At 60.2% G+C, this 26,677-nt stretch carries 20 protein-coding genes and 1 tRNA gene; 14 read left to right on the forward strand and 7 right to left on the reverse strand.

The features are described from left to right. Positions 1-61: 61 nt before the first annotated feature. Complete coding sequence (mutM, locus tag KIT08_08035) at positions 62-880, forward strand: bifunctional DNA-formamidopyrimidine glycosylase/DNA-(apurinic or apyrimidinic site) lyase (GenBank protein ID UYN89036.1); 819 nt, start codon at positions 62-64, stop codon at positions 878-880. Between the two features lie 203 nt (positions 881-1,083). Here mutM and KIT08_08040 read toward each other — a convergent pair whose 3' ends face one another. Further along, positions 1,084-1,923 (reverse strand): MBL fold metallo-hydrolase, encoded by an 840-nt coding sequence (locus tag KIT08_08040; protein UYN89037.1) that lies wholly within the window; start codon positions 1,921-1,923, stop codon positions 1,084-1,086. A gap of 9 nt (positions 1,924-1,932) precedes the next feature. Then, positions 1,933-5,994: a hypothetical protein gene (locus KIT08_08045; GenBank protein UYN89038.1), complete on the reverse strand. Its 4,062-nt coding sequence runs from the start codon at positions 5,992-5,994 to the stop codon at positions 1,933-1,935. Positions 5,995-6,089: 95 nt separating this feature from the next. On the opposite strand from KIT08_08045, the gene KIT08_08050 reads away from it, so the two are divergent. From KIT08_08050 to KIT08_08075, 6 genes are all read left to right on the forward strand, one after another. Next, positions 6,090-6,497 carry a VOC family protein gene (locus KIT08_08050; GenBank protein ID UYN89039.1) on the forward strand — a complete coding sequence of 136 codons (408 nt, stop codon included), beginning with the start codon at positions 6,090-6,092 and terminating at the stop codon, positions 6,495-6,497. Positions 6,498-6,639: 142 nt separating this feature from the next. Then, positions 6,640-10,668: a DNA polymerase III subunit alpha gene (locus KIT08_08055; GenBank protein UYN89040.1), complete on the forward strand. Its 4,029-nt coding sequence runs from the start codon at positions 6,640-6,642 to the stop codon at positions 10,666-10,668. A 96-nt stretch (positions 10,669-10,764) separates the two neighbouring features. Continuing rightward, positions 10,765-11,739 carry a 6-phosphofructokinase gene (gene pfkA, locus KIT08_08060; protein ID UYN89041.1) on the forward strand — a complete coding sequence of 325 codons (975 nt, stop codon included), beginning with the start codon at positions 10,765-10,767 and terminating at the stop codon, positions 11,737-11,739. A 244-nt stretch (positions 11,740-11,983) separates the two neighbouring features. Further along, positions 11,984-12,607 (forward strand): hypothetical protein, encoded by a 624-nt coding sequence (locus KIT08_08065; GenBank protein ID UYN89042.1) that lies wholly within the window; start codon positions 11,984-11,986, stop codon positions 12,605-12,607. Between the two features lie 117 nt (positions 12,608-12,724). Beyond that, a complete protein-coding gene (locus tag KIT08_08070; GenBank protein ID UYN89043.1) occupies positions 12,725-12,979 on the forward strand; it encodes a type II toxin-antitoxin system Phd/YefM family antitoxin in 255 nt (84 codons plus the stop codon). Next, entirely contained in the window at positions 12,976-13,383 is a 408-nt protein-coding gene (locus tag KIT08_08075) for a type II toxin-antitoxin system VapC family toxin (GenBank protein UYN89044.1), read from the forward strand. Before KIT08_08070 ends, KIT08_08075 begins: the two co-directional genes overlap by 4 nt. Before the next feature lie 459 nt (positions 13,384-13,842). On the opposite strand, the gene KIT08_08080 is transcribed toward KIT08_08075, so the two are convergent. Next, on the reverse strand, positions 13,843-15,522 hold the full coding sequence (locus tag KIT08_08080) for a methylmalonyl-CoA mutase family protein (GenBank protein UYN89045.1): 1,680 nt from the start codon (positions 15,520-15,522) through the stop codon (positions 13,843-13,845). 135 nt (positions 15,523-15,657) lie between these two features. On the opposite strand from KIT08_08080, the gene KIT08_08085 reads away from it, so the two are divergent. The 4 genes from KIT08_08085 (at position 15,658) to KIT08_08100 (ending at position 18,845) form a co-directional block, all read left to right on the forward strand. Next, entirely contained in the window at positions 15,658-16,938 is a 1,281-nt protein-coding gene (locus tag KIT08_08085; GenBank protein ID UYN89046.1) for a MerR family transcriptional regulator, read from the forward strand. 40 nt (positions 16,939-16,978) lie between these two features. Next, complete coding sequence (locus KIT08_08090) at positions 16,979-17,815, forward strand: DegV family protein (protein UYN89047.1); 837 nt, start codon at positions 16,979-16,981, stop codon at positions 17,813-17,815. A gap of 3 nt (positions 17,816-17,818) precedes the next feature. Then, positions 17,819-18,601 carry a DUF1295 domain-containing protein gene (locus KIT08_08095; protein UYN89048.1) on the forward strand — a complete coding sequence of 261 codons (783 nt, stop codon included), beginning with the start codon at positions 17,819-17,821 and terminating at the stop codon, positions 18,599-18,601. Between the two features lie 171 nt (positions 18,602-18,772). After that, positions 18,773-18,845, forward strand: a tRNA-Glu gene (locus KIT08_08100). 111 nt (positions 18,846-18,956) lie between these two features. On the opposite strand, the gene KIT08_08105 is transcribed toward KIT08_08100, so the two are convergent. The 4 genes from KIT08_08105 to KIT08_08120 are packed head-to-tail and all read right to left on the reverse strand — an operon-like array spanning position 18,957 to position 22,875. Next, positions 18,957-20,069, reverse strand: a complete 1,113-nt coding sequence (locus KIT08_08105; GenBank protein ID UYN89049.1) for a metal ABC transporter permease — start codon at positions 20,067-20,069, stop codon at positions 18,957-18,959. Beyond that, positions 20,066-21,202: a metal ABC transporter permease gene (locus tag KIT08_08110; GenBank protein UYN89050.1), complete on the reverse strand. Its 1,137-nt coding sequence runs from the start codon at positions 21,200-21,202 to the stop codon at positions 20,066-20,068. The genes KIT08_08105 and KIT08_08110 overlap by 4 nt, the downstream gene beginning before the upstream one ends. Then, positions 21,189-21,947 carry a metal ABC transporter ATP-binding protein gene (locus KIT08_08115; GenBank protein UYN89051.1) on the reverse strand — a complete coding sequence of 253 codons (759 nt, stop codon included), beginning with the start codon at positions 21,945-21,947 and terminating at the stop codon, positions 21,189-21,191. The genes KIT08_08110 and KIT08_08115 overlap by 14 nt, the downstream gene beginning before the upstream one ends. A gap of 7 nt (positions 21,948-21,954) precedes the next feature. Further along, positions 21,955-22,875 (reverse strand): zinc ABC transporter substrate-binding protein, encoded by a 921-nt coding sequence (locus tag KIT08_08120; protein UYN89052.1) that lies wholly within the window; start codon positions 22,873-22,875, stop codon positions 21,955-21,957. A gap of 192 nt (positions 22,876-23,067) precedes the next feature. Between KIT08_08120 and KIT08_08125 the strand changes: the two genes are divergently transcribed. The 3 genes from KIT08_08125 to KIT08_08135 all read left to right on the forward strand — a co-directional run bounded on the left by KIT08_08125 (position 23,068) and on the right by KIT08_08135 (position 26,675). Then, on the forward strand, positions 23,068-24,060 hold the full coding sequence (locus KIT08_08125; GenBank protein ID UYN89053.1) for a LacI family DNA-binding transcriptional regulator: 993 nt from the start codon (positions 23,068-23,070) through the stop codon (positions 24,058-24,060). A 140-nt stretch (positions 24,061-24,200) separates the two neighbouring features. Continuing rightward, complete coding sequence (locus KIT08_08130; protein ID UYN89054.1) at positions 24,201-25,646, forward strand: extracellular solute-binding protein; 1,446 nt, start codon at positions 24,201-24,203, stop codon at positions 25,644-25,646. A gap of 69 nt (positions 25,647-25,715) precedes the next feature. Further along, positions 25,716-26,675, forward strand: a complete 960-nt coding sequence (locus tag KIT08_08135; GenBank protein ID UYN89055.1) for a sugar ABC transporter permease — start codon at positions 25,716-25,718, stop codon at positions 26,673-26,675. Positions 26,676-26,677: the final 2 nt, after the last annotated feature.

A 26,677-nucleotide genomic window follows, 5' to 3' on the forward strand; every position in this document is an offset into this window, starting at 1 on the left:
GCAGGCAAAGTGTCACCCGCTGCAAGCGGGTAACTTTGCCCGCGCTACGAAGTAGCGCAAGATGCCAGAACTCCCCGAAGTAGAAACCGTAGCCCGCTCCCTGGTCAGCGGCCAGGGCCTCGGTCTGAATGTCGTCGGCCGGCGCTTTGCGCGTGCCAGCGTGCGCTGGCCGCGCAGTATCGCCGTACCCGGCGCCCGCAGCTTCGGGCGCCAGTTGGCCGGCCGCCAGGTCACCGGGGTGGGGCGGCGCGGCAAGTTCATCCGTATTGACCTTTCGCAGGGCAGCTTGCTGGTCCACCTGCGCATGAGCGGCGACCTGCTCTTGGGCCGCGGCGAGGCGCGGCTGGGGCGCTTTGCCCGCGTGCAGATGTTCTTTGACGACGGCGTGCAGCTCAGTTTTGACGATGCCCGCAAATTCGGGCGCCTCTGGCTGCTGGATGACCCGGAGCTGGTGCTCGGCGCCCTCGGCCCCGAGCCGTTCGACCCCGCCCTCACGCCCGCCCGCTTCCACCGCATGCTGACCCAGCGCAACCGCCAGCTCAAACCATTACTGCTTGATCAGGCCTTCATTGCCGGCTTGGGCAACATCTATGCAGACGAAGCGCTGTGGACGGCGCAGTTGCATCCGCTACAGGCCAGCCAGTCAGTAGACAGGGCCGCCGCTGGCAAGCTGTTGCGCGCCATCCGCAAAGTGCTCGCCGAGGGCATCAAGCGCAACGGCGCAAGTATTGATTGGGTCTATCGGGGTGGGGAGTTTCAGAATTATTTCAAGGCTTACCAGCAAACCGGAGAGCCCTGCCCGCACTGCGGTACTCCTATCAGCCGCACCGTCATCGGCCAGCGTAGCACCCACTTCTGCCCGAATTGCCAGCGACTCTAGCTACCTTTCATCGAGAGGAGGCGTAAGTCGCTTAGCAATGCGAGGACATGCCCACGATCCCGTCACTGCGAGGACGTGGGCGGCGCGCAAGCCGCTTTACAACGTGGCATCTTTTTTAATCAAGCGGAATCACAAATAAGCCTGCAACACCACCGCATATGCTCGGTCCCATCGTCACCTGCTTTGACTGCTGAGGGCAGCTGTCAATTGATGGAGACTGCCTTCACCTTCAGCTTGCCCTCAGTGTCCTGGGTCAGCACACCCACTGGCATGGTCGTGTCATGCTCGAATACCAGGCGGGCCTGCGTTTCCAGAGCCCAGTCCTGCCAATAGCCCTTGGTACGGATGGTTTCCAGCGGCTCTACATCGTACGCCGTTACCCAGGCGCGCCGCTCCATGTGCACTGCATAGCTTGCCAGGTCGGCGACGTACAGCAACGGCGTACTGTCGCCTTCGTATAGCACGCACTGCATGGCCCGCGTGTGGCCAGGTGTCACCACGCAGCGCACATCCTTGGTCACCTGCGTATCGCCGTGCAGCAGGCGCAGTTTGCCCTGCTCCCATAGTGGCACAAAATTCTCGGGCAAATACGTGGCCCGCGTGCGTTCATTCGTGTGCATCGCGTCGGCAAACTCCAGGCGCTGCACCCAGTATTCAGCCTTGGGGAAGGTGGCCACCAGTGCACCGTCGGCGAGCGTCGTATTGCCGCTGCAGTGGTCGCCGTGCAGGTGCGTATCCAGCACAATGTCCACATCCTGCGGGCGCACGCCGTGTGTCGCAAGGTTCTCGAGCATCGTGCCTTGCGGGTACTCCAGGTTCCACTGGCGCATGCCCTTCTCGTTCAGCTTGTCGCCCAGCCCTGTATCCACCAGGATGGTCTTGCCCTCTGAGATGATCAGCAGGCAGGTCAGGTCCATCGCCACTAGGCCGTGCTCATTGGCTTGCTGGCTGCGGCTCCACAAGGAGCGCGGCACCAGGCCAAACGGGCCACCCGGGTCCACCCATACACGCCCGGTGGGGATGAGATGCCATTCTGAGGCCATAAGCTTCCTTTACTTCTTCTTGCGGCGGCGGCGTTTGCCCTTGCTGCCGCCTTCGGCTGCAGCTTCCTCCGCAGCGCCGCTGGCTGCAGCTTCCTGGTTCCCATTGCTGCCCGCTGCCGTGGGGCTGCTGGCAGCCGAAGGGTTGGCTCCCCGCGCAATGTTCTGCACCGCGCCGGGGCCAAAGGTGAACATGCGGTTCACCAGGCTGGTGCGCATATCCGCGAAGAGGGTTTGGAACATCTTGAAGGCTTGCGCCTTGTACTCCACCAGCGGGTCACGCTGGGCATACGCTTCCAAACGCACCGAGATGCGCAGCGCTTCCATACGGGTCAAATAGTCCACCCACAGTTCAGAGATTACGCGCAGCAGCACCTGGCGATAACTTTCGTTCAGCGCCCGGCGGCCAAGCTCGGCCACCGTCTTGACGCGCGCTTCCTCGGGCAGGCTGCTCAGCGGCTGGCTGCCCATGCGGGTCGCCGCCTCTTCGCCGATCGCCGCACGCACAGCCTCGCTCGCCTGCGGTGAGAGCTCGGCCAGCGTGCGCCCGGCCACCGCTTCCCACGCGCCCGCACCCCACACTGCTTCGGTGGCTCGCCGCGCATTCTTGAGATGGCTCAGGATGCGGTCGCCCGCCTTCTGTTCATCCAACCCTTCAATAAAGTTGGCCGCATAGTACGTCAGGCTCAGCCGGCGGCGGCGCTGCACCACCTGCTGGTGGCTGCGCTTGTCAAAGCTGGCCACCCGGCTCTCTGGCATCGCCAGCAGGGCGGCCAGCAGCTTCAGCTCGCTCACTTCGCCGTCACCCAGTGCCTGGGTCACGTCCCTGGCCAGTTGCCCGTCGCCATTGCCGATCAGGCGCTCCTGGCGGGCGGCGAACTCGGCGTTGACCGCCTCATTCAGCCGCTCGCTGATCTGCGGCCAGTCCTGGCTGGCGAGTTCCGCCGGCTTGATGCCCAGGTCGCTCTCGAGGCGGCGTTCCACCGCGCCCACTACTCGCGCCACGGCTTGCTCGGTCAGTGCGGTTGCCACCTGCTCGTAGATCTGGTCAGCGGCCGCTTCCGGGTCCTCGCGCAGCAACTTTTGCAGCCCACCATCCAGCTTCAGCGGCATGTGTAGGGCGTTGCTCAGTTCTGTGCTCAACTCGTTGGCATTGCGCTGCTGGCCTTCATCCTCCATGCGCATGCCCTGCTTAAAGGTTTCGATCGTTTCAAGACGCTCATCCAGCACCTGGTCAAGCCGCGTTTGGTTGCTTTCCACCAACCCGGCCAGGCTGCTCAGCAGGTGCGCCTGCTCCGTTTGCAGGGCGCGTGTCGCCACTTCGTTCAGCGCGGTCTTGGCTTCTTCAATACTCTTGAGGTTCTTGGCCTTGAGCTCATCCAGCAACAGCTGGAAGGTGAACGAGGGCACCGGCACGCCATTGATGATCAAGGTCGGCTGGATCTGCTCCAGCCAGGCCAGTAGTTTCCACGCCCCGTCGCTATCTGCCAGTGCGGCAGGCACGCGCAAACTCACTTCCTCTTCCAGCATCTGCAGTACATCGTCGGTCAGGTCGTCCTTGGACATGATGCGGTCGCGCTGTGCATACACCGTGGCGCGCTGCGAGTTCAGCACATCGTCATATTCCAGCAGGTGCTTGCGTGCGTCGAAGTTGGCGCCCTCCACCCGGGTTTGCGATTGCTCAATGATGCGGCTTACGAGCCCATATTCCAGTGGCAATGCGTCGTCCATGCGCATACGCAGCATGGCGCTCTCAACCTGCTGCCCGCCGAACAGGCGCATCAGGTCATCCTGCAGCGAAAGATAAAAGCGCGAGGAGCCCGGGTCGCCCTGGCGGGCGGCGCGGCCGCGCAGCTGGTTGTCGATCCGCCGCGCATCATGCCGCTCGCTGCCGATGACGTGCAGGCCGCCCAGCGTCTTGACCTTGGCCATTTCCTCTACCGACTGCATGAAGTACTCAACTTCAGACCTATAAATGCCAAAGTCCTCTGGTTTCATCTCCAGCAACAGCTTGCGCTGCTCGTCGTAGGTCAGGGCATATGCGTTGGCGTGCCCGGCTTTGCGCAGCACGCGGTTGACCGCGCTGGTGACTTCTTCGGCGATCTCGCCGCCCAGCTTGATGTCCACGCCGCGGCCGGCCATGTTAGTGGCGATCGTGACCGCCCCGAACGCGCCGGCGCCGGCAATGATCTGGCTCTCTTCCGTATGCCTGCGGGCATTCAGCACCTGGTGCGCCACGCCGCCCTGGATCACGTTGCCCAACCGCGGCGCATCCTCGGCCCGCAGGCCCAGGATGCTCAGCAGGGTAGGCAGGTTCTCTTCGTTCTGCAAGTTCAGCTGCACGCCCAGGTCGCGCCCAAACTGGCGCAACTGCGCCACGTTGAGTTTCTCCAGCGGCTCGTACAAGAATTGCAGTTCAGGGATGACAAAACCTTCATCCGTTTTGTTGTTTTTCTGCAGCCACATCTGGCGCAGCAGCATCGCCTGCAGCAGACGCTGGATCGGCTCGGCGCGCAGGCGGCCGGAGAGCTGGTCTGAGCGCTCTACCGAGGTGGTGCCCACCAGGATGGGGCGGCCGATGACATGGATGCTAATGATCTCCTGCACAATGGAGCGTAGCTTGGCTTCCTCGGTGCGGTACACCACATCCGGATAATCTTTGCGCCGCCACAGGGCCGGCGTCTTCTGCGGGTCATCCCGGAGTGAGAAGTAACTGTAGCGATACCCTTGTTCGTCCTTGGCTTCTACTTCTTCCAGGGTTGAATCCTTCCGCGAGGCGGCGTACTCCACCTGCGGTGGCAGCGCCACCACTTCCAGTTTGTAGATCTTGCTGAACTCTTCGGCCTCGGTCAGCGCCGTGCCGGTCATGCCGGCCAGCTTCTTGTACATGCGGAAGTAGTTCTGGATGGTGATGGTGGCGTAGGTCACATTTTCGCTCTCCACCTTCACCTTCTCTTTGGCTTCCGTCGCCTGGTGCAAACCGTCTGACCAGCGCCGGCCGGGCATCAGGCGCCCGGTGTACTCGTCAATGATCACCACCTGGCCACCCTGCACCAGGTAGTCCTTGTTGCGCTTGAAGAGGAACTGCGCCCGCAGCGCTTGCTCCACAAAGCCCATCGTACGCGCCTGTTCCGGCGTCACGTCCTCGGGGCGCTCCGGGTCGCTCAACGGCGTGCCCAGCAGTTGCTCCATGTGTGCCGTACCCACTTCGGTCAGGGTGACCGTGCGGTCCTTCTCGTTGATCTCGTAGTCTTCAGGGTTCAGGCGCTTCACCACATCCGCCATGCGCATGTAGTGCTCGGCCTCGTCGTGGGCCGGGCCTGAGATGATCAGCGGCGTGCGTGCCTCGTCAATGAGCACGTTATCCACTTCGTCAATGATGGCGTAATTGTGGCCGCGCTGCACCTTCTCGGCCTGGGTCATACGCATGTTGTCGCGCAAATAGTCAAAGCCAAATTCGCTGTTCGTGCCGTAGGTAATATCCGCCCGGTAGGCTTCAGCCCGCTCTACCTGGCGCATTTGGTGCTGGTCCTCCTGGGTTGATTCTTTGCCCAAGTCCACAATATAGGCCCAGCGCCCGCTGTCGGTGCGCGTGCCCATTTGCAGCACGCCCACGCTCACGCCAAGCAGACTGAAGATCGGGCCCATCCAGCGGGCGTCACGCCGCGCCAGGTAGTCGTTGACCGTGATGAGGTGGGCGCCTTCGCCGCTTAGCGAGTTCAGATACAGCGGGGCGGTTGCTACCAACGTCTTGCCCTCACCGGTGCGCATCTCGGCAATCCGCCCCTCGTGCAGGGCCATGCCGCCCATCATCTGCACATCGTAGGCGCGCAGCCCCAAGGTGCGCTTGCCAGCCTCGCGCACCGCCGCAAACGCCTCGGGCAGCAGGGCGTCCAGGCTTTCGCCCGCTGCCAGCCGCTGCCGGAACTCGGCGGTCTTGCCGCGCAAAGCCTCCTCTGAAAGCGCCTCGTACTCCGCTTCCAGTGAATTGATTTTTTCAACGTTCTTGGCGTAGGCTTCTACAGCCTGTTTGTTGGGGTCACCCCCAATGATTTTGGCTATGTTTTTGAACATGATGGGGCTAATACTCCGTGAAAAGTGATTATAACCCTCCACAATTTATGAGTTCTCGCCCTAGCATTCTCATATCAAGGTCTTATACTTTCCCCATGCTCCCCAATCGCTCCATGCCGAATAGCCTTGTCATTCCCACGCTGGCCTATCCAGACGTGCCCACCGCCGCCGATTGGCTGTGCGCCGCCTTCGGCTTCACCCCGCGCCTGCGCATCGGCGGCCACCGCATCCAGCTCAACGTAGGTGACGGAGGCTGCATCGTTGTCACTCGCGGCGAGCCGGGCGGCGCAGACCACAGCGTCATGGTGCGCGTGGCCGATGTCAACGCCCACCACGCCCAGGCCAAGGCCGCCGGCGCCAAAATTCTGGCCAGTCCGCAGGATTTTCCTTACGGCGAGCGCCAATACAGCGTCTCCGACCCCGCCGGCCACGTGTGGACCTTCTCCCAGACCCTGCGCGACTCCGACCCCGCTGAATGGGGTGGCATCCTGGCCGAGAACTGAACCTGCCACATCATCCCAATCTTAAAATCCAGCAACTTTAAGCTTGCTGGCTGGTATCACTGTCCTCAGAATGCTAGAATCACCCAGTTGATTGTTGTTCGAATCATCAATCAAAATCATCAGTCAACAATCAAAAATCCCAATGTCCTCTTCCTTCGTCCACCTCCACGTCCACACTGAGTATTCCCTGCTGGACGGGTTCAGCAAGATTCCCAAACTGGTGGATCGAGCCAAAGAGCTGGAGATGCCCGCCCTGGCCATCACCGACCACGGCGCGCTCTACGGCGTAATTGACTTCTTCAACACCGCCCGTGAGCGAGACATCAAGCCCCTCATCGGCATCGAGACCTACCTCGCCTCGCGCACCATGCAGCATCGTGACCCTGAGGAAGACAAAAAGTCCTTCCACATGCTGCTGCTGGCCGAAAACGCCACCGGCTACCAAAACCTGCTCAAGATCGCCTCGGCTTCTCAGCTGGATGGCTTCTATTATTTTCCCCGCATTGACCGCGAGTTCCTCGCCGCCCATTCCGAAGGGCTCATCGCTACCTCCGGCTGTCTCTCCGCTGAGGTCCCCCGCGCCATCCAGAACGAGCAGCTAGCCGAGGCGCGCAAGAAGCTCGATTGGTACTACGAAGTCTTCGGGCCAGATCGTTTCTTCCTTGAAATGCAGCATCACGATATCCCCGAGTTGCAGCGTGTCAACCGCACCCTGATGGAGCTCGGCTCGCGTTACCAAAGCCGCTTCGTCGCCACCAACGATGTGCACTACGTCAACCAGAGCGACGCCCGCCTGCAGGATGTGCTGCTCTGCGTGCAGACCGGCGCACTGCTCAATGATTCGCGCCGCATGAAGATGACCGGCGACTCGTACTACCTGCGCACCCCGCAGGAAATGGCCGAGCTTTTCTCCGAAGTTCCCGATGCGCTCAGCAATACCCTGCTCATTGCTGAGCGCTGCAACGTAGACCTCAGCACCCAGGGCTACCGCCTACCCGAATTCGATGTGCCCACCGGCCACACGCCCGCCACCTACCTGCGCGAACTTTGCGAGGCTGGCCTGCCGCGTCTCTACCCGGGCCGCGAGCAGGACACTGATGTCCGCACCCGCCTCGACCATGAAATTAACACCATCAATCAGATGGGATTTGCTGCCTATTTCCTCATCGTGTGGGACCTGTGCAAGTTCGCCGCCGAACAGGGCATTTGGTACAACGCCCGCGGTTCGGCGGCCGGCTCCATCGTTGCCTATTTGCTGGGCATCACCCTCGTAGACCCGTTGGCCCATGGCCTCATCTTTGAGCGCTTCCTAAATGTAGACCGCGTCAGCATGCCCGATATTGACCTGGACTTCCAGGACGATAAGCGTTCGCGCATGCTGGAATACGCCGCCCGCCGCTACGGCGATGACCGCGTGGCCGCCATCATCACTTTCAACAAGCTCAAAGCCCGCGCCGCTGTGCGCGATGTGGGCCGCGTGATGAATGTGCCCCTCAGCGATGTCGACCGCGTCGCCAAGATGATCCCCAACATCCCCGGCAAACCCGTGACCATCACCGAGGCGCTCGAAGAGATCCGTGACCTCAAGACGGAGTACAACAGCAACCCCCAGTCAAAAGAGTTGCTGAATACTGCCATTCAGATGGAAGGCGTGATCCGTGGCGCGGGCACTCACGCCGCCGGCGTGGTGATCGCTGACAAGCCCATCATCGAATACGTGCCGCTGCATCGGCCAACCGGCAACGCCACCGAAGACACGCCCATTAAAAAACTGACCCAGTTCGAGATGGCGACGCTGGAGTCGCTCGGCCTGCTCAAGGTCGATTTCCTCGGCCTCGCCACCCTAACCATCATGCAGCGCGCCTGCGTCCTCATCAAAGAGCGCCGCGGGGTAGACCTCAATCTCTACAACATCCCGCTGGATGACCCTGAGACCTTCGAGCTGCTCGGCCGGGGCGAGACCGCCGGCGTCTTCCAGTTTGAAGGTTCGGGCATGCGCCGCTGGATGGTGGCGATGAAACCCAAAGGGCTCGACAATGCGGTGGCCATGGTGGCCCTCTTCCGCCCCGGGCCAATGGATTTCATCCCCACCTACATTGCCCGCATGCACGGCAAAGAGCAGGTCAAGTACGCTCATCCCAAACTTGAGAGCATCTTCGCTGAGACCTACGGCATCCCGGTCTACCAGGAACAATTGATGTTCGCCGTCATGGAGGTGGCCGGTTACACGCCCTCCGAGGCGGACGACCTGCGCAAGGCCATCGCCAAAAAGATCGAATCCAAGCTGCACAAGCACCGCAAGAAATTTATTGAAGGTGCAGTCAAGCAGGGCATTGCCGAAAAAACCGCCGAGGGTATTTTTGCCGATTGGGAAAACTTTGCCCGCTACGGTTTCAACAAAGCCCACGCTGCAGACTATGGCCTCATCGCCGTTCAAACCGCCTACCTCAAGACCCACTTTGCTGTTGAGTACATGACAGCCTTGCTATCCGTCTCCCAAGGCGACACCGACAAAGTGGCTGCCTACATCACTGATTGCCAGCGCATGAACATTGACGTCCTGCCGCCTGACTTGAATTCCAGTGTGTGGGATTTCGCTGTCGAGGACCGCGAAGACACTGCCGGCGCCATTCGTTTCGGCCTCGGCGCCGTCAAGAACGTTGGCCGCGGCGCCATCGAAGCCATCATCGTCGGGCGCGGCGCCCAGCCCTTCCAAAACCTGGGCGACCTTGCCCACCGCGTAGATCTGCGCCATGTCGGCAAACGCCCGCTGGAGAGCCTGGTGAAGGCAGGCGCCCTGGATGCCTTTGGTGATCGCCACTCGCTGCTCGATGCGGTTGACCAGATCGTGGCCACCAGCGCGGCTCACTTTGCGGCCAAGGAGGCTGGCCAGCTCAGCATGTTTGCCGCTGGCAGCGGCATGGAGCAGCCCATCACCCTGGCGTCCGCCAACCACGCCGATACTGAATTTGCTCGCCGTGAGCGCCTCAATTGGGAGCGTGAGGTCATCGGCCTCTACGTATCAGACCATCCGCTCAGCCACATGATGAGCACCATTGCCGAAGTGGTCACCCACAAATCCACCGAACTCGGCGAAGCCCAGCATGAGGAACGCGTCCGCGTCGCCGGCCAGGTCAAAACTTTCCGCAGCTTCCAGACCAAGCGCGGCAAAGACATGGCCTTCGTCACGCTGGATGATGGTTTCGGCCTCATCGAGCTGGTGCTCTTCCCGGAAACCTGGAAGCGTTTCGCCGGCCTGGTGCAGTTGGATAATCTCGTACTGGTGGAAGGCAAGATCGATGCTGAGAACGCTGAGCCCAAAGTGCTCGCCGATAAGCTCGATACCAACTTCAACATCGTCGAGCCGCTCCGCGCCTCCGCACCTGCTGCCGGTGCGCAGCCCGCAAACTTGGTCCCGGTCCGCCAGCCCGCCGCCGCTGAACCAGACGGGCTACCTATGCCCGCCATCGCCGAGCCGCCCGCAACCGGGCCGCAACCTGCCTACGCATCCTCAGACGAGCCTGATTTTGATCCCAGCCCCGCCGATATGCCCGCTGAGCCTGAAACCTTTGCCGGCGACTGGTGGGATGTGCAGGCTCAGGACCATTCGCCCATGGTCAAAGTTCCTGTCGAAGCCGCCGATGAGCACACCATTGAAATGGACCTCAGCGAGCCTGCCTACACCGCCGAGGTTGAACCCGAGCCTCCACTGGACATTGCCCCGGATACCACAGCCGTTAGTGTCGCCGCCACCGAACTTGGCGCCAGCGTCAGTCCAGTGTCTGCTGCGCCCCCGCAGCCTGCGGCCACCAAGCCCGCTCCCGCCCCAGTGCCCCCGTTGGCTCCGCCCGCACAGGCAAAACCTACCCCGCAGGCGCAGCCCGCCGCGCCAGCCAAGCCTGGCCAGGAGCGCCGGCCGCGCATCGCTACCATATACCTGCGTAGCCTGGGCGACAAAATGCGCGACATCTTGCACATCCGCCGCGTCCATGGCGCCATCATCAGCTATCCCGGTAACGACCGCTTCAATTTCTATGTCTTCGAGGGGCGCAGCAGCTACCTCATCGAATTCCCCAACGAAACCACCGACCTCAACGATGAGTTGGTTGCCCGACTGGAAAGTCTGCTCGGCCCCAACAACGTCCGCGTCGAAGACTTGAAAATACACTAGTCCCCAAACTTGTCATTGCGAGGCGCAGGCAAAGCCTGCGCACGAAGCAATCTCCAAGCTCGACCGACTCACTGATAAAATCCAACTGGTGCACCTATGTCTACCATCAAACGTATCGCAGTCCTCACCTCTGGCGGCGACGCCCCCGGCATGAACACCTGCATCCGCGCCGTAGCCCGCTGCGCGCTCTTCAACGGCATAGACGTCATCGGTATTCGCGACGGCTATGAGGGTATGCTGCGCGGCGATATGGCTCCGCTGGATGCCCGCGAGGTCGGCGGCATCATTCAGCGAGGCGGTACCATCCTCGGTACCGCCCGCAGCGAAGAGTTTCGCACTGAAGCCGGCCAACTCAAGGCCATGCAGCATCTTGAGCAGCACGGCGTTGATGCCCTCGTCGTCATCGGCGGCGACGGTTCCATGCGCGGGGCCAGGGCCCTGGCGGCCCGCGGGCTGCCGGTGGTTGGCGTCCCTGGCAGCATTGATAACGATCTGTGGGGCACCAACATGTCCATCGGCGTGGATACCGCCCTCAACACCATCTGCGATGCTATAGATAAACTGCGCGACACCGCATCATCGCACCGCCGCGCCTTCCTCATCGAAACCATGGGCCGCAACTGCGGTTACCTTGCCGTCATGGCCGGGGTGATTGGCGGCGCTGAAGTCGTACTCATCCCCGAAGCGCCTGTCACGATCGAAGAAGTGGCTGCCAAAGTTGAGGATGCCTACAAGCGTGGCAAGACCCACTCCATCGTGATCGTCTCCGAAGGCGCCAACATCCTCACCACCGAGCTCGCCAGCGCGCTCGACAAGATGGATGTTGGCTTTAGCACCCGTATCACCATCCTCGGCCATATCCAGCGTGGCGGGCGGCCCAGCGCCTTCGACCGCCTGCTCGCCAGCCGCATGGGCGTCAAAGCCGTCGACGCCCTGCTCGCCGGCCAGACCGACGTCATGATGGGTCTGCGCGGCCGCGAAGTCGAGCCTGTCCCCCTGGCAGACGTCACCACCAAACAGCGCGAAGCCAACCTCGACTACTACGAGATGGCCAAGATGCTTGCCTTCTAACCAGGCTTGCGCAAAGCGCAAGCCTGGTTAGAAGGCGGGAGTGCGCAAAAGCAGCGAACCCCACGCTGGCTGTCATTGCGAGGAGTGCCAAGAAATCGCATGTTCATGCGATTTCTTGGCTGACGAAGCAATCCCCAAGTCGCTTAAAAGACCTTCGCAACTCAATCCCAACCAGCACCACTTCTTGTAATCTCTTCTACCCTGCGTTACCATTCGCACACTTTAGTGGAAGGAAACGTACGCAATGTCCAATCAACAGATCAATCTCGGCCCGCTGTTCTCGCAGGTGGCCAAAGCCCTTGCCCAGCAGCAAACCCAGCTCAACAAAGCTGACACCCAAAACCACGACCATGGCGACAACATGGTCCAGGCCTTTAAGCTTATTAGCCAGGCCATCCAGCAGAAGCAGGGCAGCCCGCAGGCCACCCAGCTTGACTACGCCGCCCAGCTGCTCTCGCAGCAGAACAGCGGCTCCGCCCAGCTGTACGCCAAGGGCCTGCAGCAGGCCGCCAGCCAGTTCAAAGGCAGCGAGATCAACGCTGGCAACATCCTTCAGCTCATCCAGTTGCTCATGGGCGGCGGCCAGAAGCCCGCGGCCCAACCGGCTCCTAGTAGTCCATTAGGCTCCATCCTGACCCAGCTCGCCGGCGGCCAGCAATCCTCCGACACTGACGAGATCACCGCCGCCGACCTGCTCAACGCCGGCATCGCTTACATGAACGCCAAGAACTCAGGCGCCAGCACCGGCGAGGCCCTCATCAAGGCCCTCGTCGCCGACAGCGCCATGGCCCCCACACCCCACCGCGCCCAATCTAGCGAGCTGGTCCTCAAAACCCTGCTGGATGTCGTCGGCGATCTCAGCAAGTAGTTGCCAGTTTCCAGTACCCAACCAAAAGCGCAGCGGGGAACCGCTGCGCCTTTGGTTGGGTACTAATCTGAGTACCTCTGATATAATGTCTATATATATAGACATTTTTGGAGGACAATGAAAACAATCTCCATTGCCGAGGCGCACAACCGCCTTTCTGCGTTGCTGAAGAAGATACGCAAGGGTGCCATCACTCTTACCAGCCACGGCAAGCCTGTGGGCGTGCTGCTAGCGCCCGAGGAATACGAGCGCCTGCGCCAATTCGAGGCCTACGGCCAAGTGGAGCGACTCTCACACTCCCTACGCGAAAGTGGCTTGACTGCCAGCGAGCTATACGAGGCATCGCGTGACGAATTAGAAGACCGCTCGTGATCATCGACGCTTCCGCGCTCCTGTGCGCCTTCTTCCCCGACGAGGCGCAGGGAGCCGTCCAAGGCCTCTTGCGCGAGCACGCTGCCGGCCGCCGACGCCTGCAGGCTCCCATGCTGCTGATTTATGAGATGAACAATGCGGTCTGGCAGGCCGAACGCCGCGGCCGTATCAGCAACTTGCAGGCCGCCGAAATCTTGCAGGCTGTCGATGGGTTGGGCATTGAGCTGCACGCGCCGGAGTGGGGCGACAGTCTGGAACTCGCCCGCCATGTAGGTTGCAGCGTCTACGATGCAACCTATCTGGCGTTAGGCTACAAACTTAACCAAGATATGTTGACGGCAGACAAGCGGCTCTTCAACAAGTTGGCGGGCAAACTGCCCTGGGTGAGCTTGTTGAAAGGGTAGTTGGCGGGGCTGCTCTCAGCGACTTCACCTGCCGAATCAAGGCGCATCTGAGCCAGTGTTATTAGATAAGTGAGCAAAACATTGACACCTGCCACCAAAATCCCTGCTTGCCACCCAAATCGATTAAGGTCCTGTACATCTAAGGCTTAGCTGGAAATCATGTCAAGTTGTAGTGACCCGCTCACCCCGCACTACAACTACAGCTTGATAGCCGGAGAGTAGGGGGAAAGTGTCAAGTATTAACCAATTCGTCGGGAAGTTAAAAGTGCAAACTTTACGGGTAAAAGTTTGCACTCAGGTTAAAACTTTTAGCCCGTCTCTACTTTCGTTGCCCGGCGCCAGCCGCATTGGCGGGTCTCAGGCATGCTTAGTTGTACTACCGCGCGGAGTTTCGTCACCCGACCTTAGCCGAGTGGCAAACGCCGACGTTTGCAAACTCCAGAGCGTACCTCCGGCACGCTAAATTTCAGTCGATTCCTCGTACACTCCGAACTCCACCTTCATCAGCGACATGATCTCACCCAGCGTCGCATACGACCGCACAGCATCCAGCAGGTATGGCATGGTGTTCTCCGTCCCCTGGCAGGCGATCCGCAGCCGGTCCAGCGCCTGGCCCAGCGCCCCCGCATCGCGCTCCTTGCGCAGCGTCTGCAGGCGCGCCACCTGGCGTCGCTCGCCCTCCGGGTCCATCTCCAGGATTGGGATGTTATAGCCGGCCTCGTCGCTGTAGGCGTTCACGCCCACGATCAGGCGTTCGTTGGAATCGATCTCGCGCTGGTACTGGTAGGCCGCTTCGGCGATCTCGCTCTGGAAGAAGCCGCGCTCGATCGCCGGCAACACTCCGCCCAGGTCCTCTATCTGGCGGAAGTAGTCCAGCGCCGCCTTCTCCATCCGGTCGGTCATCGCCTCTACAAAGAAGCTGCCGCCCAGCGGGTCCACCGTATTGGTCACCCCGCTCTCCTCGGCAATGATCTGTTGCGTGCGCAGCGCCACCTTCACCGCGTGCTCACTCGGCAGCGCCAGCGCCTCGTCCATGCTGTTCGTGTGCAGGCTTTGCGTCCCGCCCAGCACGGCAGCCAACGCCTGGATCGCCACGCGCACCACGTTGTTCTCCGGTTGCTGTGCCGTCAGCGAGACGCCCGCCGTCTGGGTGTGGAAGCGCATCAGCCAGCTGCGTGGGTTCTTGGCGCCAAAGGTCTCTCGCATCTCGCGCGCCCAAATGCGGCGGGCGGCGCGGTACTTGGCGATCTCTTCGAAGAAGTCATTGTGCGCATTGAAAAAGAAGCTCAGCCGCGGCGCAAACTCGTCAATATCCAGCCCGCGGGCGATCCCCCAGCGCACGTATTCGAGGCCATCGGCCAGCGTGAAGGCCAGCTCCTGCGCCGCCGTGCTGCCCGCCTCGCGGATGTGATAGCCCGAGATGCTGATCGGGTTCCATTGCGGCAAATGCTGCGCCGCATACTCCACCGTGTCCGTCACCAAGCGCATCGAAGGCTCGGGCGGAAAGATGTACTCCTTCTGCGCAATATATTCTTTCAAAATGTCGTTCTGCAGCGTACCGCGCAGTTGATCCGGGCGTACGCTCTGTTTCTCGGCCGCCGCGATGTACATCGCCCAAATGATCGAGGCCGGCGAATTGATCGTCATGCTGGTCGAGACCTTGTCGAGCGGGATCCCGTCGAACAGGATCTCCATATCCTTCAGAGAGGACACCGCCACACCGCACACGCCGAACTCGCCCTCGGCCTCCGGTTGGTCGGTGTCGTAGCCCATCAGCGTCGCCAGGTCAAACGCCGTGGAGAGGCCGGTCTGCCCCTGTTCCAGCAGGTACTTGAAGCGCTTGTTGGTCTCCTCCGCCGAGCCGAACCCGGCGAACATGCGCATCGTCCACAGTTTGCTGCGGTACAGGGTGGGGTGCACCCCCCGCGTGAACGGATACTCGCCCGGCAGGCCCAGGTCCTTGGTGTAGTCCAAATGAGCTACATCCAACGGGGTGTATATGCGATTAATTGGCTCTGATGAGGTGGTGATGAATTGCTTTTTGCGTTCGGGTAAACGGCTGCTGCCTTGCTGCAGGGTGACTTCTTCCCATTTCTCTTTTTCTTCGCGGATCTTCTCAATCTTGTCGCGATCGTACATCCAGCAGCCTCCAAAAGGGCGGTTTCTTTCGATTATAGCCGATGGAGCTGCCCTAAACTTTTCACAAGTGCGTAGTACCAAAAAACCGTGCAAAACATTGACAAACAGGGCTCTGCTGGATATCATCACTGGGCAATGGAAGAGAACACCTGGTCCCGATTCAACATGGGTCATGTAGTGGAGCAAACCGGCCTCCCGGCCGATACCGTTCGCGCCTGGCAGCGCCGCTACGGTTTTCCCACCCCCCAGCGCACCGCTGGCGGTCATCGCCTCTTTTCCCTCAGGGATATTGAGGCGCTGCGCTGGCTAAAGGCGGAAGTTGCCAAAGGCGTCACCATCTCGCAGGCCATCGCCCTCTGGCGCCAGCGCCAGGCCCAGCTGCACAACTTGCAGCCTGGCCAGCCCGCCACCCAATCCCTCGCCCAGCTGCGCGCTGCTTGGGTGCGCGCCGTCGAATCCTATGACGAGCCTGCCGCTGAGCACATCGCCCAGGCCGCCTTCGCCACTTATCCCGCCCCCGATGCTTGCGCAGGCCTCTTCCAGCGCGGCCTCGCCGAGCTCGGCGAGGCCTGGCACGCCAACCAGCTTACCGTGCAGCAAGAGCACTTTGCCACTGCACTGGTGTTGCGTCATATGTATGTCCTGCTTGATAGCTGCCCCCCTCCCACCCGTCCCGAGAAAGTACTGGTGGCCTGCGCGCCTGATGAAGAGCATAGCTACCCCGCGCTCTACATCGCCTGGGAACTGCGCCAGCTGGGCTTTCCAGTCGCATATCTCGGTGCAAACGTCCCGGTCGAGCAGCTAGACAGCGCTGCCCAACGCACACTGCCCGCCGCGGTGGTGCTCACTGCTTCCAGTCTGGCCACCGCCGCCGGGCTGCAGCAGGCGGCAGCCCGCCTGGCCCCGCTGGGTGTGCGCGTGTACTACGGCGGCCGCCCGTTCGATCAGCTCCCCGCCATTGCGGGTCAGATTGCCGGCGTCCACCTTGGCAACCAGTTGCACGGTGCCGCGCTTGTCTTGGAGCGCAATCTTGCTCTCCCTTATTCGCCGCCCCCTCGCGCGGGCCGCAATAAGTACGTACAGCGTGATCTGCGCCAACTCCAGCGTGAGATCGCTAAGGTCGCTAACCAAATGGAGTTTGAATTCCCTAAAGTGAATATGGATCGTATCAACAACTATTGGCACAATAATCTAAAGGCGGCTGTCGCTCTTGGCGATCTCAATTTTCTTTCAAATGAGCTCAGCTGGGCCGCCAGCTTGTTGGATAAAGCTGGCGTTCCAGCAGCAGCGCTGCGGCAGTATCTGGATGGCTTCATAAACATGGCTAGGCGCCATCTTCAGCCGCAGTTCCCAATATTCTTTGAGGACCTCAAATCAGTAGTGAGCCAACATCTTGAAACAAAGGGTGCACAATGAAAAACCGAACAATTAAACGTAATGAACGGGAGCAAGAAAAATGAAAGTGGGCATTGTTACTGATTCAACCTGTGATCTGCCAGACGAGCAGATAAAGCAACTGGGCGTAACGGTGGTGCCGTTGTTCATAAACATCGGCGACACAGGCTTCAAGGATGGCGTTGACATAAGCCGCGAAGAGTTCTACGCCAACCTGCCCTCATATGCTTCGCACCCCACCACGGGCACTCCCGGCACTGCGGCATTTGTGCAGGCTTACCAAGCCCTGGCCGCAAAAGGAGTAGAAGCAATCATCAGTATTCACATCTCGCAAGCGCTCAGCGCAGTGCTCGACTCTGCCCGGTCCGCCGCCAGCGAGTTCTCTGCGGTTCCCGTGCTGGTGCGCGATTCGCGCCAACTCAGTATGGGAACCGGGTTCCAGGTGGAGCTGGCTGCTAAATTGGCCGCGCAGGGTAAAACCGTTGAGGAAATTTCGTCGGCATTGGATTCGCTGGAGCGCCGTACTTTCGTGGCTGCAGCACTGCACACACTGGAATTCCTGCGGCGGGGCGGGCGTATGAATGGCGTGATGGCAGGTTTGGGCAGTGTATTGCAGATCAAGCCTATTCTGACCATGCGTGGCGGAGTACCTGGCTCAGAGCGCGTACGCACCACGAGCAAAGCGGAAGCACGTTTGCTATCAATGGTGACCGAGCGCGGGCAGATCGAACGCTTGGTATTGTTGCACAGCAATGCGCCTGAACGAGCGAACAAGCTGCGTACTGCCCTCTTACCTTATGTCTCCGAGATTGATCCACAGCCTATCAGCATCACGCCAGTCATTGGGGCCCATGTAGGCCCGGGTGCGGCTGGTTTTGCATTGATAACAAAGGACTAAAAAATGGAATTTACAACACTGCTACTTTACGGGGCACTTGCTACCCTGCTAATGGGCATCCTTTGGTGGCTACTCAGCCTGCCCATCAAGGATTCCAGCATAGTGGATATGTTCTGGGGCACTGGCTTTGTCACTCTAGCCTGGCTGTACGCCAGCCTCAGCGAAGGCGCCGGCACCCCGGCCCGTCACTGGCTGCTGCTGGCACTCGTCACCATCTGGGGCTTCCGCCTCGCCATCCACATCGCCCGCCGCAACCACGGCAAAGGCGAAGACTTCCGCTACGCCGAATGGCGTCGTGAAGCCGGCGCCAGCTGGTGGTGGCGTAGTTTCTTCAAAGTCTTCCTGTTGCAGGGCATCCTGCTGTGGGCCATCAGCGCTCCGCTGCTGGCCGCTGTGCTCGGCAGCCGTCCCCTCGGCTGGCTCGATGCCCTGGCCGCCGCTCTTTGGCTGGCCGGCTTTTACTTTGAAGCTGCGGGCGACTGGCAGCTGGTGCGCTTCAAAGCCAACCCCGCCAATAAAGGCAAAGTGCTCGATGAGGGCCTCTGGGCACTTACTCGTCATCCCAACTACTTTGGCGATGCCGTTCAGTGGTGGGCCTTCTGGCTGCTGGCTGTCGCCAGTGGCTTCGCCTGGTGGACGGTCTTCAGCCCGATCGTGATGACCTTGCTTCTGCGCTACGTCTCCGGCGTAGACATGCTTGACCGCGCCCTTGCCAAACGCAAGCCGGGTTACGCCGCCTACATGAAGCGCACTCCGGCCTTCATCCCTTGGACACGGAAGGGTTAGTCATCTGTATTCAAATACTGGTAAAATCCTTTCATATGGGTCTTGCGTCACTCGGCGGTAGCCGAGTAGTAAGCCCAACGCGAGCGGCGTAATACTCGCCGGCAATGGATGTTGCGTGACTCGGCGCCAGCCGAGTAGCAACTCCAACGCGGCGCTGCTTTTGCGCCGCAAGCCCTCATCGTCTAGTGGCCTAGGACGTGGCCCTCTCAAGGCCAAAACCGGGGTTCGACTCCCCGTGGGGGCATACGTGGCGGCTGGCGCCGCCACTCCTAGGAGTTTCTACTCGGCTGCGCCGAGTAACGCAACTCCACCGTACATAAACAAAAGCCTGCACTGATGTGCAGGCTTTTGTTGTCTAGCGCTTGTCTGCCAGCATCGTAGTCGCAAGCCCGCGGCCTGCGTCTGTAAGATACAGACCGCCATTCTCCAGCCGCACCAGCCCGCGCTCATCTGCCCGCTGCACCACGCCCTGAGCAAATGCTGGCTCCCAGCGCAAATGGTCGTGCAAGTGGTCCACGCGGTTCTCCACTTCGGCTTCCGGCGTGCCTTCGTGGTGGAGCAGGTGAATGGTCAGCATGGTCTGCGCAAATTCCCAGCGTTGGCGTCTTTGTCGAGCGCTCACGGCCAACAGGCCGCGCTGCGGCGCAAACAGCAGGCACAACAGAAACAGCAGGCCAATCACCGTCGCCATGGAGCCTGCAATGTTGGCATCCATCAGGTGTGCCATCCAATAGCCCCCGACTGCCCCCAATGCGCCCAAGCCCACGCTATAGAGAAGCATACGCTCCAGCTTGTCGGTCAGCAGGTAGCCGGCCGCGGCAGGGGCCACCATGAAGGCCACCACCAGAATCGAGCCTACCGCGTCAAATGCGCCCACAGCTGTGATGGACACCAGACCCATCAGCCCATAATGAATAAGCGCAGGCGAGAAACCCAGAGCCGCAGCCAATCCGGCGTCAAAGGTTGCCAGCTTCAGCTCCTTATAGAAGGCCAGAAGGCAGACCAGGTTGACGATGGCGATGATGCTCATGACCACCAGAGAGCGCGGTAGCAACGCCCCAAGCAGCATTAGCCGGTCGAACGGAGCAAAGGCCAGTTCGCCGAGGAGGACAGCATCCGTATCCAGATGGACGCCGCGTGCAAAACGCGAGATGAGAATGACGGCGATGCTGAACAGGGCAGGGAACACCAGGCCGATCGCCGCATCTTGTTTGACCAGCCGCGTGCGGTTCAGCAACTCTGTAAGGCTCACGGTGAGCAGGCCCATCGCCGCTGCACCAAACATTAACCAGGGTGACTCCAGGTCTCCGGTGACCAGAAAGCCAAGCACGATCCCCAGCAGAACCGTGTGGCTGATCGCATCGCTCATCATGGCCATCCCGCGCAGCACCAGGAACACGCCCGGCAGGGCGCAGGCCGCGGCCACCACAATGCCGATCAATTGAATTTCAATTTGTGCGCTGCTCATTTTTTGTCCTTGTTGGCGGGCTGAAGGTGCGTTTCCGCAGCGCGCACACCCTCCATGGTTAGAGCCCACTTGTTGTCGCTGTGAGGGGTCGCCAGCCCACGGCGCTGCAGTTCCTCCAACGAGCGGCGAACGTTGCCGGCGCCGCTGACTGCTTCCAGCGCGGTGACCGCATGCGGGTGGCGCGGGTCAGCGTGTTGGGAGCTCATCAAGTAAATGTTCTCCAGTACAGCTTCGGTGCGCAGCCGGCTGCGGTTGCTCCATTGCCGTAGGTAATTCCACAACAATCCACGATTGGGCGCTAGAAAGAGCGAGAAAAGCACGATGATGCTGATGCATAGCACGATCACCGGCCCGGTGGAGAGCCCGGTGCCCAGGCTGCTCAGCAGGGCGCCGGCCACACCGGCCAACGCCCCAAACAGCGCCGAGAGCAGGGTCATGCGGCCCAAGTGATCGGTCCACTGGCGCGCGGCCGCGCCCGGTGCCACCAGCATGGCGCTCATCAGCACCACGCCCACCGCCTGCAGGCCGATCACCACCGCCACCACCAGCAGGGTGGTTAGCAGGATATCAATGCGTGCCATCGGCAGGCCCAGGCTGGCGCCAAATTCGCGGTCAAAGCTCAATAGCTTGAATTCCTTCCAGAAAACAGCTACCAGCAGCACGGCCAGGCCGCCAAAGACCGCCATGGTCAAGACATCCCGAGTCAGCAGTGTGGCCGCCTGTCCGAACAGGAAAGTGTTCAAACCGGCCTGGCGTGCATCCGGGTTGCGCTGCAGAAAGGTGAGCAGCAGCAGGCCGAAGCCAAAGAATACCGAAAGCACAATCCCCAGCACGCTGTCTTCTTTTAGGCGCGTCTGGCGGGTGATATTGATCAACAAGAGGATCGCCAGAATCCCCGCCACACCCGCACCCAGCATCAACACGATAGGCGATTTGCTTTGGGTCAGCATATAGGCGATCGCCACGCCGGGCAGTGCGGCATGCGAAAGCGCATCACCCAGCAGGCTTTGCTTCCGCAGCACGGCAAAGCTGCCCAGTACGCCGCTCACCACGCCCAGGGTGGCTGTGCCCAATGCTACGGTGCGCACGGTGTGGTCGAACAGCAGACTGTGGAGCAGCTCAAGCAGGTTCATGGTCTTGCCGTTTGTTGAGGAAGCCCACCCGGCCTCCGTAGGCGCTGCGCAGGTTTTCGTCAGTGAAGACTTCGTTGACCGGGCCGCTGGCGATGCGGCGTACGTTCAGCAGCATCACCCAGTCAAAGTATTCGGGCACGGTTTGCAGGTCATGATGCACCGCCAGTACGGTCTTGCCCTCGGCGCGCAGATCTTTCAGCAGATCCACAATGGCGCGCTCGGTCGTGGCGTCAACGCCCTGGAAGGGTTCATCCATGAAATAGACTTGCGCATCCTGCATCAACGCCCGCGCCAGGAAGGTGCGCTGCTGTTGGCCACCGGAGAGCTGGCTGATCTGGCGGTCGGCATAGTCCGCCATGCCCACTTTCTCCAGCGCACTGCGGGCGGCCTGGCGGTCAGCTGCGCCCGGCCGGCGCAGCCAGCCCAGCTTGCCATAGTTGCCCATCATCACAACGTCCAGCACGCTGGTGGGGAAATCCCAATCCACGCTGCCGCGCTGGGGCACATAGCCCACCAGGCCGCGTTGCTGCTGGTATGGCTTGCCAAAGATCGAGACATGCCCCGCGGCGGGCGTCAGCAAGCCCAGGATCGCTTTCAGCATCGTGGTCTTGCCGGCGCCGTTCGGGCCAACGATGGCCATCAGCACGCCCTTGGGCACTTCCAGGTCCACGTCCCACAAGACGGGTTTCTCCTGGTATGCAACCGTCAGGTCAGCTACTTGAACGGCAAGTTCTTGGTTCTGCATGGCTGCCTCAGTTCTCGCCCAGCAAAGCGCCGACGATTGTTTCAATATTATGGCGCACCATCCCGATGTAGGTACCCTCCGGCGTATCGGGCGAACCCATCGCATCAGAGAACAGCTGGCCGCCAATCGCGACCTCGTGCCCACGGGCGCGCACGGCTTCCTGCAACGCTTCCACGGTGCGCACAGGCACCGAGGATTCGATGAACACGGCCGGCACCTGGCGGTCTACGATTGCTGTCGCCAGGTCTTGCACGTCTGAGGTGCTGGCTTCAGATTGCGTGCTGATGCCTTGCAGCCCCATCACTTCAAATTCATACGCGCGGCCAAAGTAATTGAAGGCATCATGGGCAGTAATAAGGATGCGCTGCTCAACCGGCAGGCGCTCCGCCTGTTGTTTGACATAAGCGTCCAGCTCATCAAGTTCCGCCAGGTAGGCAACCGCGTTCGCCTCGAAGGCGGCCGCGTTGGCCGGGTCAGCCGCCATCAAGGTATCGCGCACCTGTTCCACCACGATCCGCCAGAGCTGTACATCAAACCATACGTGCGGGTCATGCTCGTCCGGATAAATGGGGGAGGCGAGCAAGCGTTCAGCAGGGATGCTTTCGGCGACGGCCACAACCGTCTTGTATTCGCTGATCTGTTCCATGATGCTTACCATCTGGGCTTCAAGGTATAGGCCGTTGTATAGGATCACATCTGCATTTTGCAGGGTAGTCACATCGCCTTCAGAAGCTACATACAAGTGGGGATCCACGCCTGGACCCATCAGTGGATGCACATCAATCAGGTCGCCGCCAATGTTCATGGCGGCGTCGCCGATCTGGCCGATGGTGGTAACTACTTGCAACTTGTCGCTGGTGGGTGCGGGGGTGGAGCACGCGCTAAGCGCCAGGCTCAACGCGAACACGATTAGAGCTTTGGTTTTCACATTCTCTCCGTAATTTAGGAATACCTAATTATAAAAGCAGTTTATCCCTAATGTCAAGCCCGAATCCTAGTATTGACAGCCCTGCAAAAATCGCTTTAGAATGGGAACGCTCCCAATATCTGACGAAATCGAGAGTTGTTTCCCTGTAATTTTTCCTTGCAAAGTTGGGAACGCTCTCAGAAAGTTGCGGATTTGAGCACGATCGAAGAAATCGCCAAAAAAGCAGGAGTATCCCGCTCGACGGTTTCCAGGGTCATCAACAATGACCCTAACGTAAATGAGCAGACGCGTGAGCGTGTGCTTGATGTGGTTAATTCCAACAACTACGTGCCCAATCGTGCAGCCCGCAAGCTGGCGGGTGGACGCACCGGCGTGATCGGTCTGGTCATCCCCATTGGCGTCTCCCGCCTGTTTGTAGAGCCTTTCTTCCCTATCCTCATCCAAAGCGTTACCAATCGTTGTAATCAAGTCAATCGTTCCGTGATGTTTTGGCTGGGGGAGCCGGAGTACGAGCGCAGGAGTATTACCCAGATTCTTAGCAATGACCTCCTTGACGGGGTCATTGTTTCGTCTCTGAAGGATCAAGACCCCATTGTGGCCGCGCTCCACCGCTCACAGATTCCCTTTGTGCTTATCGGCCGCTACCGCGACCTGCCGGTCAACTTTGTCGATATCGATAACGAGAAGTGCGCCCAGATGGCGGTCAACTACCTGCTCCAAACCGGGCGCAAGCGCATCGCTACCATCACCGGCGTGGCAGACACGATGGTGAGCCGCGAGCGTTTGGATGGCTACCGCACTACCTTGGCCAAGGCCGGCTTCACTGTGGACAACAACCTGATCGCCGAAGGCGGCTTTGTCGAAGAGGGTGGTTACGCCGCCATGGCCAAGATCTTCCCGCACAAGCCGGACGCAGTGTTTGCCACCAACGACGCCATGGCCGTCGGTGCCATCCGCTTCTTGCGTGAGCAGGGCGTGCGCGTGCCGGAGGACGTAGGCGTGGTGGGCTTCGACGATGCGCCGTTTGCCGCCAGCTATAAGCCGGCCCTCACCACCGTTGCCCAGCCCATTGGCGAGCTTGGCCGCCGGGCCGTGGACATGCTGGTGAACGTCATTGAGCAGCAGCCCAATGACGTGACCAACGAGATCTTCGCCTCAGACTTGATTATCCGGGAATCGGCTTAGCAAAATGAAAAAGCCGATTCTTTTTCTTTCCTACTCTGTGAAACCAACTTTCAAAATAAAGGAGGTGGTTGCCCTATACAGCGGAAGTTCTAGATCCGTTAATGCAGTTGTTTATTAAACTTTCAAGAGGAGAAGTGTACATGAAGAAGCATTTGCTTACTTTGCTGTCGCTGCTGATGGTAGCCTCGTTCGTACTGGCAGCCTGTGGTGGCGGCGCTGCCCCCACCGCGGCCCCGGCCGACACAGAGGCTGAGGACGACGGCGGCGTGATGGTTGAGCCGGATACGGCTCAGGCTGACCGCGTTCAGATCTACTGGTACATCGGCCTGGGCGCTGGCGCCCAGCCGCAGCAGATCCCGCTGCAGCGTGAGTTTGTGGAGAAGTTCAACGACTCCCAGGATCACATCCAGCTCATCATGATCGTCGTGGACAACCAGTTCGCGCGTGACAACCTGACCGCTCAGATCGCGGCCGGTAACGCGCCCGACATCGTTGGCCCCGTCGGCACCGAAGGCCGTGGTTTCTTCCCCGGCGCCTTCCTGGACCTGCAGCCCCTGGTTGACCAGTTCGACTACGACACCAGCGACATTGACCCGGCCTTCCTGGAGTTCTACAAGGACCAGGGTGAGTTGATCGGTCTGCCTTTCGCCATCTTCCCGTCTGCGGTGTTCTACAACACTGCCCTGTTCGACGAAGCTGGCCTGGCCTATCCTCCGCACGAAGTGGGTGAACCCTACGTGCTGGATGGCGCTGAGGTGGAGTGGAACTTTGACACCCTGGCCGAAGTCGCCCGCCGCCTGACGGTGGACGCCAACGGCAACGATGCCACCAGCGCTGACTTTGACAGCAGCAACATCGTTCAGTACGGCTTTGACTTCCAGTGGACCAAGGACAGCCCGCGCTGGTTCAGCGCCTACTTTGAGCCGCACTACCCTGTGGCTGCGGATGGCACCGCCGAGCTCTCGGCTGGCCAGGTTGACGCCATCAAGTGGTACTACGATGCCATGTGGGGCGCTCAGCCCTTCCTACCCACTCAGGCCGCGATGGACAGCGACCTGATCAGCGGTAACTCCTTCAGCTCCGGCAAGGTTGCCATGGGTCTGACCCACTTGTGGTACACCTGCTGTATCGACAAGGCTTCCGTGCCCAGCTGGGACGTGGCTGTGGTTCCCTCCTACAACGGTGTGACCACCGCCAAGATGCATGGCGACACCTTCGCCATCATGAACACCACTCAGTATCCGGAAGAGGCCTTCGAGGTCTACTCCTACATGCTGGGTGAAGGTTCCGCTGACCTGTACGCCATCTATGGTGGTTTGCCGGCCCGCACCTCTCAGCAAGCTGCCTTCTTTGAAGGTCAGGCTGCCAACTTTGCCCCCAACGTAGTGGATTGGGACGTCTTCCTGCGTATGATCCCGTACCTGGAAGTGCCCGGCCACGAGTTGGTGCTGCCCAACATTGCCAAGTCGCACGACGCGTTCCTGCAGTTTGGTAGTGACCTGCGCAGCAACCCGGGCCTGGACATCGACGCTCGTATCGCTCAGTTCCTGACCGATCTGACCGCGATCTACCAGGAAGCTCAGTAACTTTCACTTGATAATTGTCTGGCGGGCTGCAGTTTGGCCCGCCAGACAATTCTTTCTCTGAGGTGTAGGATGGCAGATACAACCCAAACGATGGCCGCTGCCCCGGCCAAGGCAAAAGAGAGCAAGCCGCGCAACAATTTGATGCGAAGGGAAATTCGCTGGGGTTTGCTGTTTCTTAGTCCCTGGCTGATCGGCTTCCTGATCTTCACCTTGCTGCCAACCCTGGCCTCATTGGCTTTTTCGTTCACCAACTACAACCCCTTGCATCCAGACCAGATCAGCTTTGCGGGTTTTTCCAACTATGCCCGTCTGTTCACAGACCCCTTTTTCCGTCAGGCCATTGGCGTGACGCTCCGTTTTGTTGCTATTTCAGTTCCTTTTGGCATCATTATTCCTTTGGGCCTGGCGCTGCTCGTCAATTCTGAGCACCTGCTGGGCAAGAATATTTATCGAGCTTTGTTCTTTATGCCTTCAATGATCCCTGTGGTGGTCAATGTGATGGTATGGCGCGGCATCATGAGCACTGAGACGGGCTGGCTCAACCGCATGCTAGGCGTCTTCGGCATTCAAGGCCCCAGCTGGTTCCAGGATGAGAACTGGGTGCTACCCGCCCTGACCCTGATGGGCGTCTGGGGTGTCGGCAACGCCATGATCATTATGTTGGCCGGCCTGCAAAACGTGCCCACCGAGCTCTATGACGCCGCCAAGGTGGATGGCGCCACCGGCATGCAGCGCTTTCGCCATGTGACCCTGCCCATCATTTCCCCCATCATCTTCTATCAATTGGTGCTCGCCCTCATCGGCTCCTTCCAATATTTCACCCAGGCCTATATTGTCAGCAATGGCCGTGGCGATCCAAACGGCTCCACCATGTTCTACAACCTGTATCTCTACCGCACAGCGTTCAACTTCCTGGATATGGGTTATGGCGCTACCTTGGCCTGGGTCATGTTTGTGGTCGTGCTGCTCATCACCATCTTCCTATTCCGCACGCAGCAACGCTGGGTGTACTACGCAGGAGGCGAATAACC

This window comes from Anaerolineales bacterium (genome assembly GCA_025808555.1).
Classification (GTDB): domain Bacteria; phylum Chloroflexota; class Anaerolineae; order Anaerolineales; family UBA11579; genus JAMCZK01.